Annotated in this window: 17 protein-coding genes and 1 riboswitch; of the genes, 4 read left to right on the top strand and 13 right to left on the bottom strand. The window is 33.8% G+C overall.

The features are described from left to right. The first annotated feature begins 304 nt into the window (after positions 1-304). Positions 305-2,707 carry a phenylalanine--tRNA ligase subunit beta gene (pheT, locus tag AB4Y90_RS15450; RefSeq protein WP_441558450.1) on the top strand — a complete coding sequence of 801 codons (2,403 nt, stop codon included), beginning with the start codon at positions 305-307 and terminating at the stop codon, positions 2,705-2,707. A 145-nt stretch (positions 2,708-2,852) separates the two neighbouring features. Continuing rightward, a complete protein-coding gene (locus AB4Y90_RS15445) occupies positions 2,853-3,263 on the top strand; it encodes an META domain-containing protein (RefSeq protein WP_441558448.1) in 411 nt (136 codons plus the stop codon). 49 nt (positions 3,264-3,312) lie between these two features. On the opposite strand, the gene AB4Y90_RS15440 is transcribed toward AB4Y90_RS15445, so the two are convergent. From AB4Y90_RS15440 to AB4Y90_RS15390, 11 genes are all read right to left on the bottom strand, one after another. Then, entirely contained in the window at positions 3,313-3,552 is a 240-nt protein-coding gene (locus AB4Y90_RS15440; protein WP_378181532.1) for a hypothetical protein, read from the bottom strand. Positions 3,553-3,590: 38 nt separating this feature from the next. After that, on the bottom strand, positions 3,591-4,853 hold the full coding sequence (locus tag AB4Y90_RS15435; protein WP_441558447.1) for a hypothetical protein: 1,263 nt from the start codon (positions 4,851-4,853) through the stop codon (positions 3,591-3,593). Continuing rightward, on the bottom strand, positions 4,825-5,739 hold the full coding sequence (locus AB4Y90_RS15430; RefSeq protein ID WP_441558452.1) for a 3-hydroxybutyryl-CoA dehydrogenase: 915 nt from the start codon (positions 5,737-5,739) through the stop codon (positions 4,825-4,827). Before AB4Y90_RS15430 ends, AB4Y90_RS15435 begins: the two co-directional genes overlap by 29 nt. Then, entirely contained in the window at positions 5,739-6,155 is a 417-nt protein-coding gene (locus tag AB4Y90_RS15425; RefSeq protein ID WP_441558445.1) for a hypothetical protein, read from the bottom strand. The genes AB4Y90_RS15430 and AB4Y90_RS15425 overlap by 1 nt, the downstream gene beginning before the upstream one ends. 30 nt (positions 6,156-6,185) lie before the next feature. Then, positions 6,186-7,064 carry a CGA/CIA family class A beta-lactamase gene (gene bla-A, locus AB4Y90_RS15420; RefSeq protein ID WP_441558444.1) on the bottom strand — a complete coding sequence of 293 codons (879 nt, stop codon included), beginning with the start codon at positions 7,062-7,064 and terminating at the stop codon, positions 6,186-6,188. 225 nt (positions 7,065-7,289) lie between these two features. Then, on the bottom strand, positions 7,290-7,724 hold the full coding sequence (locus AB4Y90_RS15415) for a hypothetical protein (protein WP_441558442.1): 435 nt from the start codon (positions 7,722-7,724) through the stop codon (positions 7,290-7,292). Between the two features lie 2 nt (positions 7,725-7,726). After that, complete coding sequence (locus tag AB4Y90_RS15410; protein ID WP_441558441.1) at positions 7,727-8,404, bottom strand: histidine kinase; 678 nt, start codon at positions 8,402-8,404, stop codon at positions 7,727-7,729. 97 nt (positions 8,405-8,501) lie between these two features. After that, positions 8,502-8,873, bottom strand: a complete 372-nt coding sequence (locus AB4Y90_RS15405; protein WP_441558439.1) for a hypothetical protein — start codon at positions 8,871-8,873, stop codon at positions 8,502-8,504. Between the two features lie 72 nt (positions 8,874-8,945). After that, complete coding sequence (locus AB4Y90_RS15400) at positions 8,946-10,139, bottom strand: alanine dehydrogenase (protein ID WP_441558437.1); 1,194 nt, start codon at positions 10,137-10,139, stop codon at positions 8,946-8,948. Between the two features lie 69 nt (positions 10,140-10,208). Then, positions 10,209-10,616: a tRNA (adenosine(37)-N6)-threonylcarbamoyltransferase complex ATPase subunit type 1 TsaE gene (tsaE, locus tag AB4Y90_RS15395; RefSeq protein WP_441558436.1), complete on the bottom strand. Its 408-nt coding sequence runs from the start codon at positions 10,614-10,616 to the stop codon at positions 10,209-10,211. A gap of 12 nt (positions 10,617-10,628) precedes the next feature. After that, positions 10,629-11,255, bottom strand: coding sequence for a transglycosylase domain-containing protein (locus AB4Y90_RS15390; RefSeq protein WP_441558434.1), 627 nt, complete (start codon positions 11,253-11,255; stop codon positions 10,629-10,631). Positions 11,256-11,354: 99 nt separating this feature from the next. Between AB4Y90_RS15390 and dnaG the strand changes: the two genes are divergently transcribed. Further along, entirely contained in the window at positions 11,355-13,079 is a 1,725-nt protein-coding gene (dnaG, locus tag AB4Y90_RS15385) for a DNA primase (RefSeq protein WP_441558433.1), read from the top strand. Positions 13,080-13,345: 266 nt separating this feature from the next. After that, positions 13,346-13,969, top strand: coding sequence for an ATP-dependent Clp protease proteolytic subunit (locus AB4Y90_RS15380; RefSeq protein ID WP_441558431.1), 624 nt, complete (start codon positions 13,346-13,348; stop codon positions 13,967-13,969). Here the strand turns inward: AB4Y90_RS15380 and AB4Y90_RS15375 are convergent. Both AB4Y90_RS15375 and AB4Y90_RS15370 read right to left on the bottom strand, forming a co-directional pair. Beyond that, on the bottom strand, positions 13,948-15,069 hold the full coding sequence (locus AB4Y90_RS15375) for a T9SS type A sorting domain-containing protein (RefSeq protein ID WP_441558429.1): 1,122 nt from the start codon (positions 15,067-15,069) through the stop codon (positions 13,948-13,950). The genes AB4Y90_RS15380 and AB4Y90_RS15375 overlap by 22 nt on opposite strands. Before the next feature lie 8 nt (positions 15,070-15,077). After that, complete coding sequence (locus tag AB4Y90_RS15370) at positions 15,078-16,352, bottom strand: T9SS type A sorting domain-containing protein (RefSeq protein ID WP_441558427.1); 1,275 nt, start codon at positions 16,350-16,352, stop codon at positions 15,078-15,080. Positions 16,353-16,456: 104 nt separating this feature from the next. Further along, positions 16,457-16,649: riboswitch (cobalamin riboswitch) on the bottom strand. Positions 16,650-16,770: the final 121 nt, after the last annotated feature.

The following is a 16,770-nucleotide window of genomic DNA, read 5'->3' as shown; positions in this document are numbered from 1 at the left end:
GCTAAATATGGCTGAGATTTATTTACATTAAAAATACATTTCTTATTCAATATGTTTCTAATCCACCGATAAGCTTTAATATGATTTTTTTAACCTTTTTGAATTTCGGTATTTCTTAAAAAAACACGACATTTGTAGACTCAAATTCAGAACTGTATCATTGTTCTTAAAAATGATGAATACAAGATCTGAAGATTAAATTTTTAAAATTCTACAAATGAAATCGCCATGATTTGGAAGGAAAGCCCTCGATGAAGATGATGCGATTGCATATGACCTTTAAAAAAAAAATAGAAATCTGTATATGAAAATATCAAGCAACTGGCTGAAAGACTACATCAAAACAGAACTGAAAACCGAAAGAATCGGTGAGTTTCTTACCGATATCGGTCTTGAAGTAGAGGGAATCGAAAAGTTTGAAAGTGTAAAGGGAAGTCTTGAAGGCATCGTTGTAGGAAAAGTTTTGACTTGTGAGAAACATCCGAATGCTGATAAATTAAATAAAACCACAGTAGACGTAGGAAACGGAAAAGTTTTAAACATTGTTTGCGGTGCTCCGAATGTTGCTGAAGGACAAACCGTTCCTGTTGCCGTAGTCGGAACTAAAATTTATGCTAAAGACGGAAGCTTTTTCGAGATTAAAGAGGCAAAAATCAGAGGTGAGGTTTCTCAGGGAATGATCTGCGCAGAAGACGAATTAGGTTTAAGCGACGATCACGGCGGAATTATGGTTTTAGACGAAACAAAATATGAAGTCGGGAAAAACTTTGCCGATTATTTTGAATTAACCAATGACGAAGTTCTTGAAATCGGTTTAACGCCAAATAGAACCGATGCAATGTCACATTACGGTGTTGCAAGAGATTTGCATGCTTTTCTTTCGACTAATCAGCAGAAATCTGAATTTGAAAAAGTTTCTTCTGTTGCTTTAAATAACGAAGGTTCTCACAATTTCACACTTGAAGTTGAAAATACAGAATTGACGCCGAGATATATCGGAGCTGTTATTGAAAACGTAAAAGTTGCAGATTCTCCGTCTTGGTTAAAAGACAAATTGAAAGCAATCGGTTTAAGCCCGATCAATAATATTGTAGATATTACAAACTATATTCTTCACGGTTTCGGACAGCCGCTTCATGCTTTTGATGCAGATAAAATTGCAGACAAAAAAGTAAAAGTAGGAACCGTTGCTGAAGGAACAAAATTCACGACTTTGGATGGTGTTGAAAGAACGTTGAACGGTTCTGAAATCATCATTAAAGACGGAAAAGATAACCCGATGTGTATTGCCGGAGTTTTCGGTGGTGCAAATTCAGGAGTTTCAAATGAAACAAAAACGATCTTCCTGGAAAGTGCTTATTTCAATCCGGTTGCGGTAAGAAAAGGTGCAAAATTCCATGGTTTGAATACCGATGCTTCTTTCAGATTTGAAAGAGGAGTTGATCCAAATATTACCAGAACGGCGATTACTCATGCAATTAAATTAATTGAAGAATTGGCAGAAGGAAAGTTGGTAGGAGAGCTGTTGGAAGAATATCCAAAGAAAATTGAAGATAATTATATCATTGTAAGATTTTCAAAAATCGAACAGATTTTAGGAACAAAAATTCACAGAGAAAAAGTAAAAGAAATTTTAAAAGCACTTGAAATTCAGGTTTTAAATGATATTCAGAATGGTTTTGAAATTTCTGTTCCTGCTTACAGAGCCGATGTTACAAGAGAAATCGACGTTATCGAAGAGATTTTGAGAATCTACGGTTACAACAAAATCGATGCGCCTCAAAAAATATCTTTTACCCCTGTGAAATTAAGTGCAAATGATCAGGACGAATTGGAAAATTCTTGGGCGAGAACTTTACAGAGTTTAGGTTTCAACGAAGTAATGAACAATTCATTAACTTCTGTAAAAGATGAAACTGATGCTGTGAAATTATTAAACCCTTTAAGCGGAGATTTAGCATTTATGAGAAAGTCTTTATTGGAAGGACTTTTGCAGAATGCGGTTTACAATATCAACAGGAAAAATCAGGATGTTAAATTTTTTGAATTCGGAAAAATCTATCATAAAAAAGAGAAGTACGAAGAAAGAAAACAGCTGGCTGTTTTGGTTTCAGGAAGAAACGTTGCCGAAAACTGGTTGCAGCCAAAATCAGCAACAGATTTTTACAATCTGAAAGCATATGTGAAAGTTTTATTAGAAAGACTGGCAATTGATTATAAAGAAGTTGCTTTGGATGATGAAAGATTCTCTGATGCAATTGCTTATGAAAATAATGGCAAAACTTTGGTAAGAATCGGAAAAGTAGCGCCTCAAATGCTGAAAGATTTTGATGTAGACCAGGAATGTTTCTACGCAGAAATCGAGCTTGAATTTGCTCAGGAATTGCGCTCTAAAAACGAATTGAAGTTTAAAGATATTCCTAAATTCAACAAAATCAGAAGAGATTTAGCACTGTTGATTGATAAAAACATTACGTATCAGGAATTGTATCAGACGGCTAAAAAGAATAAATCTCCGTTCATTAAAAACATTAATCTTTTTGATGTTTACGAAGGAAAAAATCTTCCGGAAGGTAAGAAATCTTACGCAATGAGTTTTGAATTGTTAAACGAAGAAAAAACTCTTGAAGAAAAGGAAATTTCTCAGGTAATGGATTCTTTGATTAAATCTTTCCAGAAAGAGTTTAATGCAGAATTGAGAGGATAAAAGAAAATTTTTTTACCATACAATAGAAACGGACTTTGGTCCGTTTTTTTATTGGTAAAAAGAGACTCTTATTTAAACATAAATCTTTATTTTAGAAATAAAGTAATAATAATTTCCGTAAATTTGAATTAAATCAAAATTAAAAATGAAAAATCTTTTTTTAAGTATATGCACATTTGCCGTTTTGGCATCTTGCGGAACGATGAAAAACACGTCTTCATCAAAAGTTGGTAAAGCACAACCATCAATTGCCAATACAAAATGGGTTTTAGCAGATAACGTAAAAGGGCAGATTCCTACTTTGAATGTAGAAGGTTCAAAGATCAACGGAAACGCAGGTTGCAACAGGTATTTTGGCGGGATAACGATGGAAACTGCATCTGGAAAATTCGAAGCTTCACAGGTAGGATCTACCAAAATGGCTTGTAATAATATGAGCGTTGAGCAGAATTTCCTGGATATGCTGCAGAAAGCCAATAAATATGTGGTTTCCGGAACTACTTTAGAATTGTATCAGGATAATTTGTTGCTGTTAAAATTCAACAAATCTGAATAGAAATAAAAAAGGAACTCAATTGAGTTCCTTTTTTTATAAATAATTTTTCTTATTCTTCATCTTCTTCGTCGTACTTAGCCAACTCTTCGTCGCACCATTTGAACGCTGCTTCTACTACTTTAGTCGCTTCGTCTGCCATAGTTTCTTCATCGTCTCCTTCCAGATCATCAAGCCATTCTACTTCTTCCTCTTCAACGTTTAAGATGAATCTTGGATATTCTGTATGTACTACGAATAAATCTTCAGGAAATTCCGAATTATCTGCTAATAAAAACTTTGGTAATTTCATTTTTTTAATGTTTTAACTTTGAATCAAAGATAATAAAATTATTGGTATTTGTTCTTGTCGATTTTAATTTTTTGTAAAACTTTATGCTCGGTTAAAGTCGTTCTCTGCAAAGTATCTGAAGGAGTAGAGGTGAGTTCCAGATCAGCATTTACGGTGCTTAAAAGTTCTGCTATCTGTATCTTGTCAAGATTTTTTTCTTCAATTACAAAAAACTTCAGCGGCACTTTATCGAGTTTTTCCTTTTTAAGATATTCTTTTGCAATTTTCCTGTTTTCGAGATAATTTCCTTTAGACAGCCATGTGAAAAGCATTCCGGAGCAGAGACTTAAAATACCAAGGATGTAGGTTTTAAGATTAAAAATTTTAAATAATTTATTAAAATAAATCAACCATGTAGCTATTGTAAATGGAGCAATCAGCCGATAATCAATTGCATTTACAGGATAAAAATATTGTACTGTAAACGAGCAGATTATACCGCAGATTCCTAACATGATAAAAAAGATTTCTGCCTCAGTGAGTTTCTGTTTCAGGAAAAGATAGATCATCAAAATAATGTTAAGAAAACCAATTCCGTAAATTGCATAGTTTATTTTTCCGCCATTTGGATCAGGCATATGAATGAAAGGATTAAAGCTTACACAAAGACCTAAATATAATTCCTTTAATAGTTTTGATGTCGGATGAATCCCGATAATCAGAGAGTCTTTTATATAGTTTTCATTAAAATAATCGATGTAGAATAATTTAAATAAAACAACAAAAGCAAGCCCGATTGCTCCCGAAATAATAAATGTAGAACCGTATTTTTTTCTCCAGTAAATCAAGCCGAAAAGTCCGGTTGTACCTATAATAAATAACGCGCTGTATCTTATATTATAAAGAATAATCAGCAGTAGAGAAATATAAAATACAGCCTTCCATTTTGTGAGTTTTCCTTCAATGGTAAGATTCGAAATGTAAATAAATATAATGACAAAAGGCAGAATAAGCGCCTCACTCATCGTGAAAGAAAAAATAGAAAGAAAACTGAATACTGAACAAACGAGTACAGATTCTTTAAAGTAAAAATTCTTTTTCCATGTGAAAAAAAGTATAAATAATAATGCTAAAATCCCTACAAATTTACTGCTCCAGAATTCATCAAACCCGAAAAACGTAAAAAGCTTTATGCTTAAAGGATAACCTGCAGGAGTTGTTGTATTATCAATTACCGGGAAAACATGAGCAAATCTCATATAGTTAATAGAATCAGGGCTTAGTCTCCCTTTTTCATTCAATAAAAAACGTAAAATGGTCATCACTAAGCATTTTTGCCACTTTCTCAGCTTTTTTGCTTTCAGAATAATCGTAGAAACCTTCTCCTGATTTTACGCCCAGTTTTCCTGCCATTACCATGTTTACCAATAAAGGGTTTGGCGCGTATTTAGGATTTTTGAAACCATCATACATCACGTTTAAGATCGCCAGACAAACATCAAGACCAATAAAATCTGCCAGCTGAAGCGGTCCCATCGGATGCGCCATTCCTAATTTCATTACCGTGTCAATTTCTTCAACTCCTGCAACGCCGTTGTACAACGTTTCGATCGATTCGTTGATCATCGGCATCAAAATTCTGTTGGCAACAAAACCGGGATAATCGTTTACTTCTACCGGAACTTTTCCTAAAGTTTTGCTCATTTCATAGATCGCATCAAACGTTTCTTTTGAAGTAGAGTAGCCTTTGATGATCTCTACCAGTTTCATAATAGGAACCGGGTTCATAAAGTGCATGCCGATTACTTTGTCTGCTCTTTTGGTAGCAGCAGCAATTTTAGTAATAGAAATAGATGAAGTATTGGTAGATAAAATGCAGTTTTCCGGAGCAAACTCATCCATCTGAGCAAAAATCTTTAGCTTTAAATCTTGATTCTCAGTTGCAGCTTCTACTACCAAATCTGCATTGGTTACCGCATTTTTCAGCTCGGTAAAAGTGGTGATGTTTCCTAAAGTTTCTGCTTTTTGCTCTTCTGTAAGATTTCCTTTTGCAATTATTCTGTCAAGGTTTGTGGTAATCGTTTTTAAACCTCTGTCTAAAGCTTCCTGAGAAACGTCTACTAAATTTACACTAAAACCGCTTTGTGCGAAAGTATGTGCAATACCATTTCCCATGGTTCCCGCTCCGATAACGACAATGTTTTTGATCATTTTAAATTTTCTTTTTTATATATAGTTAAATTATTTAATGTTTTTAAATTTTCTTTTTTAACAATTTTCCGGCTGTCAAAATTTACAATTCCGTCACTATTCTCGTTTCTTGATTTATTCTGAGAATTTATAACAGCTTCAAGCCCTTTCATAAATTCTGCTTTTTTACTTTTTGAAAGAGCATCAATTCCTACAAACAGTTTATATTCGCCTTCTCTGCCCAAACGTGACTGTTGATATACTTCAAGAATGCATTTTTTATTTTGAAAGCTGTTGATGTGATTCATCACCGGAGTACTTGAAGGTGGCCCGCAACAAATGCTGTTGTAGCTTATTTCAATATAATTCTCGCTTTTCTGAGCCAAGAAAAATGTACAACTGAATACTGCTATTGCTAAAAATAATTTTTTCATTTTATTGGTTTTAAAATTAAGCTTTAAATTTTATTTATTAAAATAATCCCAAACTGCTTTTGAAATGTCTGAAATCATCTTGCAATTCACCTCGTCTGTTTCTGTAGAATTGCTTATAAATACTGCTATTGCATAATGTTTGCCATTCGGTAGCGTTACTATTGCGATCTCATTTTCTGCACCGGTTAAACCTTTGTCGTTTTTTCCTGAAGCTCCCGTTTTTCTTGCTACAGGCGTTTTTTCTGGCAATTGCCCGATAAGTTTATTTTTTCCTGTTGAAGTAGAAAGCATTACCTTCATCAGATAATCAGTCGATCTTTCAGATAATAATTTCCCGTTATAAAACTTTTTCAGAACATCTACTGCCGAAGTTGTCGTGCTGTAATTTTCATACTGTACATTCCAGTCTTTATGCATTTCGGCTTCATTGTATTTGATCTGAAAACCTTTCACGCCTTTAGAATCCATAAATTTTTGTACCGTTTCTGTACCACCCAATAATTTGAGCATAATATCACAGCCATTATTATCGCTTTTTGCCACCGTCATTTCCAGAATTTCACGTAAAGAAACTTCAATATTTCCGTTCGGATACTTATCGCGAAGCGGTGACCATGTATTTTCCAGTAAATTAGATTGATCCAGTAAAACTTTTTGATCTAAAGAAAGTTTGCCTTTATCTACAAAATCTAAAACCGCTGCTGCAATATGAAATTTAAAGACACTCTGCATCGGAAGCTTTTTATCAGCATTTTTATTGTACCTAAAACCATTGTCGAAGCCTAAAACAGAAATTCCGGCAGTTGCTTTTTTATCTTTTATAATTGTTTTTATTTTTTTATCTAAAACTGTTTGCTGGGCAAAACCAAATGCAGTCATCAGCAGGAAAAGTAGGCTTATTTTTTTCATAATATTTTGGTTAAAAAACAATATCGTTGAACTGTAAAAAGAGATTTGCAATTTAAGGTTTTTTTAGCGCATGAAATTTTATACACCACAAAAGTTATAAAAGAAATATTCAAGTTTCAGACTGATAATTTTTAAGCTAAAAAGTAAAGTAAATATTTTCAAAACCAGACTCTCGAAAATTTAATTTATAAATTTCACTAATTACCAATTACTAATCACCAACCACTATTTCCCCAACATTTCCATCAAAGAATTTCTGTAAATATCCCCAATCTGCAGCTTTAAAAACTGATCGGTTTCGTTTGGTATTGTTGTAATTATTTCGTTAGTTGATAAAACTTTTACAGATGATAAAGCAATAATTTCTTTCTTGTTTACCTGTGCAAAATCTTTAGAAGGAAGCATTTCCAGAAGAGACCTGAAATTGAGATTTTTCAGAACAATTACAGTTCCGTCTTTCATGATAATATCTTTATCGCGGCTGTCGATTTCTGAGGTTTTAATATAAGCAATCTGCGCCGTAAAAATAGTAGATCTGCCGAGATTGGTATTCCATTCGATCGATTCTTTTTTCTGGCTGTTGTTTAAAAGATCTGCCGCTTTTTCGAATGCCTGAACCAGCCTTTCTTTTTTTATCGGTTTCCTTACGTAATCTACCACATTCAGATCAAAAGCTTCTGCCGCATATTCTTTTCTAAAGATTGGCTTCCAAAACCGCCGTGATCTTTGTGCAAAACATTTTTAAGGGAAGCTTTATTGCTTACTTTCATCGAAAAAATACCGCCTTCGAGTTCTAAAAAGATAGAAATAAAAGAATCCTGCGCAAGAAAATCGGTGTGCTTAAAAGCATTTTCAATTAAGTCAACAGAAAGCATCGGTGCAAAGATTTTTTCTTCAAAAACAGGATCAGATTTGTCTATTTTAGATTTAATTCTAAAATCAAAAAGCGGATTGACCTTAATTTTATTTATTTCAATAAGGCTTAAAGCAAAGCTTAGCTCTTCTTTCGGACTTACAAATTTGTTGTTGCTTTCGTACAGAATATAGTCGAGAACATTCGCCAGTTTGTCAAGCGACATATACGTTTGATAAGCATGCGACTGTACAGAATTGAGAATGTTTTTGAATAAATGCGGATTGAGCTTGGTTCCTATGTGCTCAAGCTGAACTTCATGCAGCTTTTGCTCAATGAGTTTATTGTTTTGAAAAAGCCTTAAATTTTTATTTTTTAAACGCTGATTCTGAATGAAAAGATAAATACTTACCGTAAGGAAAAAGAAAACAGCAAAAACTGCAATGAAGATCAGGTAATCATGAATCATGTAGTAGTTGCCATCCATTTTTTTAAGAAATATTCAGATGAAATTTTAAATGCCACGAATACACGAATAATTATTATCAGTTAAAAATTTGTGTATTCGTGGCTAATAATTATAATTATTTAAGCTTTTTCAAAGAATTTAATACTGCTTTTTCTTCACACTTTTCGAAAGTGATTTCGTAAACAGGGTTTTTCTCGGGAGAAGAGATAACATAATCCGGACAAGGTTTTTTCTGAGCGTGGCTGCGTTCAAAATCTATTTTCCCTAAAGTAATGATACTGTCTTTTAAAAAATTTTCATTTATTTTTAAAGCATTCATTTCTTTTTTAAAATTTTCAGAATACTCAAAATCTTTTGACAGCGTTTCGGCAATTACACGGCTGTTTGGTAAATAGCCGCTACAGCTTGCGCCTTTTGCATTGAGTACAAAAAATACGATGATAAGTCCGGGAATAAGCCCGATCAGAAAGAATTTTATTTTCTTCATACGTTGATTTTACAATCTATAATTGATGAATGATCATTGATAAATGATGATCGATTCTTAGTTTTCGAAAATTTAGAATATTAAAAGATTGATGTCATGATAAGTAAGCCCGAAGCGGTCACAGATGATTTTTTTGGTATGTCTGCCTTTGTACATATACAAGCTTTGTTTCATTCCGTTTTTGCGGATCAGCATATTTTCAAAACCACCTTCCAGATCGTAGTTTAAAATATAGGAAAGAAAGAAATTAGAGATTGCTTTTGTGGTTGTTCTCGGCATTTTTGATGTCAGATTGGGTAATCCGCAGTGAATTACGCCGTGTTTGATGATGTAAGGATCATCCATCGTGGTAAGTTCAGAAGTTTCGATCGCTTTTCCGTTATCGATTACAATGTCGATGATGACGCTGCCTTTTTTCATGTTCATTACCATATCTTCGGTAACGATGGGCTGCATATTGAGTCTTGGTAAAGCACCGATAACCACATCGGCTCTTCTTAAGCTTTTGCTTAACTCTTTAGGGTCGATAATTGATGTAGGAACTCTGCTGTCGACCAAAGTGTGAAGTCTTCTTAGTTTTGAAAGCGAATTATCAAAAACTTTTACGCTTGCTCCTAAACCGATGGCTGCTTTTGTGGCAAATTCGCCAACGATTCCTGCTCCTAAAATGACGACTTCTGTAGGTCTTACCCCGGTAATTCCGCCAAGCATTAACCCGTTTGATAAGGCTAATAATTCTGAAGCGTATAAAATAGAAACCGTTCCGGCAATTTCGCCAACCAATCTTACCAAAGCCAGTTGTTTATATTCATCAACAATAAATTCAAAAGCAATGGCATTGATTTTCTTTTCGGCTAATTTTAAGAAATAATCTTTGTCTCTTAAGTTGATCTGAAGCGCAGAAACCAAGTAAGTATTAGGTTTGAAGTAGTCGATTTCCTCTTCCGTAGGCGGATTAATTTTTAAAACCAGATCCTGGGAAAAGGCTTCTTTGGCATCCTGAGTAATTCTTGCTCCCGATTCTGAGTATTGTAAATCTGTAAAAAATGAGCCTTGTCCTGCACCGGATTCAATGATGATTTCGTGACCGTTTTCTACCAAAACCTGCACTGCATCGGGCGTTATACATGTTCTTCTCTCGTTAAGACAGGTTTCTTTCGGGATTCCTATGCTGAACTGTTTTCCTTTTTTTATAACTTCCAGCTTCTCTTCCTTTGGCATTAATTCTTCCTCGGAAAAAGGAGTAAAAATATTTGTAGTACTCATTTTTATTCAATTATGACTTACAGAAAAAATTTCTTTTTCATTCGATTTCTATAAGCAAAGATATAATATTTAATCGAATGTAATTTCTCTGCTTTCTCCGGTATTATTGATGCTCATCGAATGGTAATTTAACCCGTAAAGCTCATCTTCATACACTTCGGGCCACTCAATAATGCACAAAAATGCATTGTCGAGATACTCTTCAATACCGATATCATATACTTCATCTATATTTTTTAAACGGTAGAGATCAAAATGGTAGATTTTTCCTTTTGGCGAACTGTATTCATTTACGATCGAATAAGTAGGAGAGTTTACTTCGTCTTCACTGCCTAAATTTTTAAGCAGAAATTGACTAAAGGTTGTTTTTCCTGCTCCAAGATTTCCTTTTAAAAGAAGGATATTGTGTTTCAGTTCAGGTAAAATAGAGTCTACGACTTTTTGCCAGTCATTAATTTGATGAATAGTGAATTGCATAAACAAAGATAATTATTTGCTCAAATTTTGTAAATATAAATGATGAAAATATGCAGATCTTTTTTTTGCATTTTCAGGATTTCTATTTCGATTATTTTTTACAGGCTTTTCGTAGATTGCAAATATTTCTGCTATTTCTATAGGCTCAAGATTTTCAGGGGTTTTATTAAATAATGATTTTGAAACTTTCTGAATTCCTTTTCTATTTTCTAAGAAATCAAATGTATTTAAATTGAAATTCAAGCATTCAGTCTGAGTAAAGTTATGCTCAATATATCGTGTTACAAGAATATAATCAATACCTGATTTATTTTTAATGCCTAGTTGCGGCATTATTTTATGTGCCATCTGATGACAGGGGCAATCTTTAGGTGATGAATTTGACGCAAGATAAAAGTTCCATAAATTTTTTGATAATGAGTTTTTATAAATTGTATTATAAAATGTCGTTACATTTTCTGGCAGTTTTTCAGTATTTCTTACATTAAACGTAATTATTCTTTTATCATTTTTATTCAAAATATAATTTCCTCCAAACTCCAGATATATACCAAAAACAATAAATAGTGAAATTGCGAAGAATAAAATTCTTTTTAAAATTTTCATAATCATAAAAATCTGATTCTCAAAAATAATCATTCAAATTGAATTTTTTAACCATATGATTTTGCTTAAAATTTATTCTAACTTAAGAATCTCTGTTTCGAAGTTCAATTTAAAATTACTTATTTTTACGTCATGATTTCCAAACAGACGATAGATAAAATATTTTCCACAATCCGCGTAGAGGAGATTGTTGGCGAATATGTGCAGCTGAAGAGAGCGGGATCAAACTTTAAAGGTCTGAGTCCGTTTCATGAGGAAAAGTGGGAAAATGATGAAGGCAGAGCGATCGGACTTTCGTATTTCAGAGAGCGAGAACTGAAAGATGATATCATCAAAAAATTTCAGCTTGGTTTTTCACCCGAAAAGAAAAATGCTTTTACCGAATTTGCCATTGAAAAAGGCTATACAAAGGAAGTTTTAGAAAAATCAGGACTTTCTATTTTCCCTGAAAATGCGCCGAACGGAATCGACCGTTTCCGTGAAAGAGTAATGTTCCCGATTCACAGCTTTTCGGGAAGGGTTTTAGGTTTTGGCGCAAGAATTCTTAAAAATAACGTAAAAACTGCCAAATATCTCAACTCCCCGGAAACAGAAATTTATCATAAATCGAATGTTTTATATGGTTTAAACCAGAGTAAACAGGCGATTTCAAGAAAAAATGTCTGTCTTTTGGTGGAAGGTTATATGGACTTGATTTCACTTCATATGTCCGGAATTGAAAACGTTGTAGCGAGTTCCGGAACTTCTTTAACGACAGAGCAGATTAAACTAATTAAAAGGCTCACAGAAAATGTGACGATTCTTTTTGATGGTGATAATGCTGGAATAAAAGCGAGCTTCAGAAGCATCGATATGCTTTTGACGGAAGGAATGAACATCAGAGTTCTTCTTTTTCCCGATGGTGATGATCCCGATTCTTTTGCCAGAAAACATCCGCAGGAATATGTTGAAAAATTCATCGAAAATCAGGCGCTTGATTTTATCGATTTTAAAGCTGAGATTCTTTTAAAAGAAGTAGGAAACGATCCTATTAAAAAAGCTGAAGCGATCCGGGATATTGTAAAATCTGTCGGATTCGTTCAGAATGCTTTGAAAAGAGAGGTTTACCTGAAAGAAGTTTCGAATAAATTTGGTCTTTCTGAGCAGAGCTTGTTTAATGAGCTGGATGTTCAGAGACAGGTTACCCAAAACCAAAATCAACATGCTCAACAGCAAAAGGAAAATGCAGCTCCTGTAAAATTGGAAATTGTACCTTTTGATGAAGAAAAAGGAGATCCTTATTTGTATGACGTTTTATTCATGGAAAACAAGTTGGTCGATCATATGCTGATGTTTGGCGATGTTGTTTTAAAACGGAAAGACGATCATAATAATGAATATCAAATCACGGTCATTGAAGAAATTCTGCATCATTTTGAAGAAGAGCAATACCAGTTTTTGGTAAAAGGAAACGAAATTATTATTGATCAGGTGAAAGAAGGAATTCAAAATGACGAGCTGCGCAGCGGAAGTTTTTTTGTCAGTTTTATGGATGAAGAAATTACCACAAAAGTTGTTGATGCCTTAATTCCTTTAGACGAACTGGAAAACTGGAGTTCCAGAAATATTCATCCGCCCAATTATGGCGATAAAGTTGCAGAGCAAATAAAAGGTGATGTTTTGCTTCATAAATACCGCTACATTGATTATTTAATTAAAGAAACCGTTGCAAAGCTCGAAAAATACAGCAATACGGATGAGGTAAAATATTTTGAATTGATTAAAAAAATTACCTTGCTTAAACAGGCTTCTATGAGGCTGAATGATATTATTGAATATTCGCCCATCAAAGGAATTTATGTGGATAGAAAGCGATAGTTGGTTGATGGTTTTTAGTTGTCGGTTGATAGATTGAAATTCAAATGATTTATGGTTTATTAATTCATCACAAATAAGTGGAATTAAAGATTCATTTTTGATTTTTGCGGAAAGATTTGAACGCTTAAACCTAAAACCTAAATCCTGCAACCTAAAATAGCAACCTAAAATCAGCAACCTAAACTGACAAAAAGTCCTATAAATTTTTAGGAATAAAAGTTGTAATTTACATTTCAAATAAATTTTAAAATAATACCAATAGAAATATGGACATTAAAAAAGAATTCAGAGATTTCTCTACGAAACATTTAGGAAACAGCGGTTTGGTAACCGATCAGTATATGGGAATGTTTAACCCGACCAATCTTACGCCTTATATTATGGAGGAAAGAAGATTAAACGTTGCGCAGATGGACGTTTTCTCTCGTTTGATGATGGACCGAATTATTTTCCTGGGAACAGGAATTGACGATCAGGTTGCAAACATTGTAACAGCCCAGTTGCTATTCTTAGAAAGTGCAGATCCTTCAAAAGACATTCAGATCTATATCAACTCTCCGGGAGGAAGTGTTTATGCAGGTTTAGGAATTTATGACACGATGCAGATCATTAAGCCCGATRTTGCTACAATCTGTACAGGTATTGCCGCTTCAATGGGAGCTGTTTTATTGGTTGCAGGTGAAAAAGGAAAACGTTCTGCTTTGAAGCATTCAAGAGTGATGATTCATCAGCCTTCTGGTGGAGCTCAGGGTGTTGCTTCAGATATGGAAATTAATTTAAGAGAAATGTTGAAGCTAAAAAAAGAGCTTTATGACATTATTTCTGAGCCCTTTGGGCGCGCCGAACTTTTTTTAATAAAAATAAAAAATTACTTTTTAATAATTTTATGAGTCGTTGTCGAGTGATCGGTTTTAATTTCAATAAAATAAATACCCGTTTTTAAACCTTGAATATTGATTTTCTTATTCTGGGTATTCAAAACTTTTTGCCCTGAAACAGAGTAAATGTTGATGTCTTTAATGTTGTCCTGAGTTTCAATAATCACAAAATCACTCGCAGGATTTGGATAAATTTTAAAGCTTTGCTTTACAGCATCAGAAACACTTAAACTAACATTCGCTTCTGTTGGAGTAAACGGTCTTCTTGTTCCGAAACTTAAACCAAACCAATCGTTATTTGCTAAAGTAATCGTTGAAAGATTTGCATTGCTTTTCCAGTTTGATAAATTGGTTCCTTTGTACAGTTTCCAGGTATTTGTTCCGCTTGCCGTTCCTGAAAAAGAATTTAATGATAAAGTAGAAACCTGATTGGCTGCAGAAGTGTAACTGAATGTATTTGTTTGAACATCAATCAACTGTAAAGCTTGTTCAGCAGTGATTGTTCCGTTATACTGAATTCCAAAAACAAAAGAATTGGCGTTTCCGCTAGAATTATCGGTTCCGAAATCTACAACCACAAGACTTTTATTAGTTCCTGTTCCAATCCAGTTGGTAATCTGTGATGAATTGTACCATAAAGAGCTGTATGCCGGAATCGGTGTTGCAGGAGCTTCAGCTGTAGGATTGCTGAAACCGTAACTTGCGCCATACCATTCTCCGTTTGAGATGGTTCCGCTATTCATCCATCCTGCCATCGACCAGTTATTGGTGTTGTCAGCTGCCCATAAACTCCAATAATCGGGTACAGACTGTGCAGAATGATCGTTAAACTGAACTTTATCTAAAAATCCTCCTCCGAAAGTTGTTCCAAAATCAAATGCCGGTTCAGCAGTTTTTATCATCTGAAGCATTTGCGGACCGGTAATATTTTGTCCGGGATTGAATTTCACGCCCCAAACATAAGATCTGTCATCGGTATCGTCTTTAAAATCGGCGACAAAATATGCCGTTTGAGAACCTGTACCTACAAAAAACTTTACATCGTTGGCTGTAAATTGTGACATATACAGCGCAACGATGAAAGTAAATAGAAAACTTGATGCCTTTTTCATTATAAAAATTACTTAATGATTAACTTTTCGCTAAAGCTGATATTCTTATCTGTAATTTTTACTACATAAACACCTTTAGAAAGTGCACCTACATTGATTCCTTTTTCATTGTATTTTTCTTTAATGAGAAGTCTTCCGTTTAAATCGTAAACCAGAATATTACCGTCATTTAAACCTTTTACAAAGAATCTGTCGCTTGTAGGATTTGGATATATAATTAATTTTGGTGTTTGTGTAATTTCAGTGGTAGAAAGTGATGCTTCATTATACGCGATGATCTGATTAGGCAAAGAAGTTACTGTAAAAGTATTTAGCAAAGAACCCTGCAAGTCGTAAGTGTAAATTTTTCCCGGCGCAATATAACCTTGAGGATCTGCTGCGTAAATTTTATTATTAACAACATTAAAACCATACGCCGTACCATAACTGTTTACGGTGATTGGTGTAACAGCAATCGGAGCAGTGATGATTGATGGCGAAGCAATCGGTGTTTTATAAATCGAAGCTTCATTCATGTAGTAAATATTCGTACCGTCTGTATCCATATAAGAAGGTTTTACACCTACAGGAAATGTTGTGCTGGAAACTGTATTTTGCGTAGTGGTGTTGTAAACAGTAAGCGTTCCAAAAGATGTCGGAGAATAAGGATCTCCCGAACTCATAATGTACAGCAAATTTTCTTTTTCAAAAATACTGTTGGGTGAGTCTCCTACATTTACCTGCGATTCTACAGTATTAGTCGTCGTGTTGATTACATCCATAAAATGGTTGAGCCCGTAACCACCTTTTAGCAAAACATATAATTTGTTGTTTTTGCTGAAGATTTTTTCAGGCCCGTTTCCTACAGGGATATTGGTTTCATGAGCATAATTGTTAAGATTATAAACCGATACATAGTTCGTTGCAGAGCCGTTTCCACCCCAATTCGTAACATAGAATTTATTTCCGCTAAAAGCAATATATCTTGGGTTATCAAGATTGGCAGAAATTGTAGTAATTAAAGTAAAATCTGATTTGTTGATAACCTTGATCTGATTTGAAATATTTAAAACCACAAAAATCTTATCGCCAAAAATTTTAATGTCCTGAGCGGTGTCGCCCAAAGTCGCATTATTGTTTTTAAGTTTAAAATAATTGTTGGTTACAACCGATTGGCTGTTTATAAAAGAAACCTCGGCGGTATTGCTTCCGGCGCCGCCTTCGTTGAGTACCAAAACTCCTTCGGTTTGGGCATTTGCAAAAGATAATACAAATGCAAGAATAAGAAAATAGATTTTCTTCATGATATATTTAAATTAAAGTTTTATTCCCGAAACTTCACTGCAGGAAAAAACAGTCATGAAAAAACCTATAAAAGATTTTTATTTCATAAACTTTTCTTCCCGAAAGTTGAAATTAATTTAAGGCAGGTCTCCTGGCTTGCATCTTTATTATTGCCTTCCCAAACTTAAAAAGTTCAGTGGTTTTTATTATAATAAGTTGATTAGCTTACAGTTGCGGGTACAGCTCAAGAATTATTTTATTTCACTTGATTCCCTATTAATGAACGCATTGGCTCAACCTTAAACTTTTGCAAAGATATTATTTTAAAAATTGATTTTGTTTTTAGGATTAATTTTTATTAATGAATATTATGTTTTGATATTTATTAATAAAGTGTAAAAATTGTATGAATTAGTTAATGAAAATGAATCAGTCGAT

It is taken from the genome of Chryseobacterium sp. 2TAF14, from assembly GCF_052115105.1.
Classification (GTDB): domain Bacteria; phylum Bacteroidota; class Bacteroidia; order Flavobacteriales; family Weeksellaceae; genus Chryseobacterium.
Note: the sequence above shows the minus strand (reverse complement) of the source record. Positions and strands in the feature narration are given on the sequence as shown.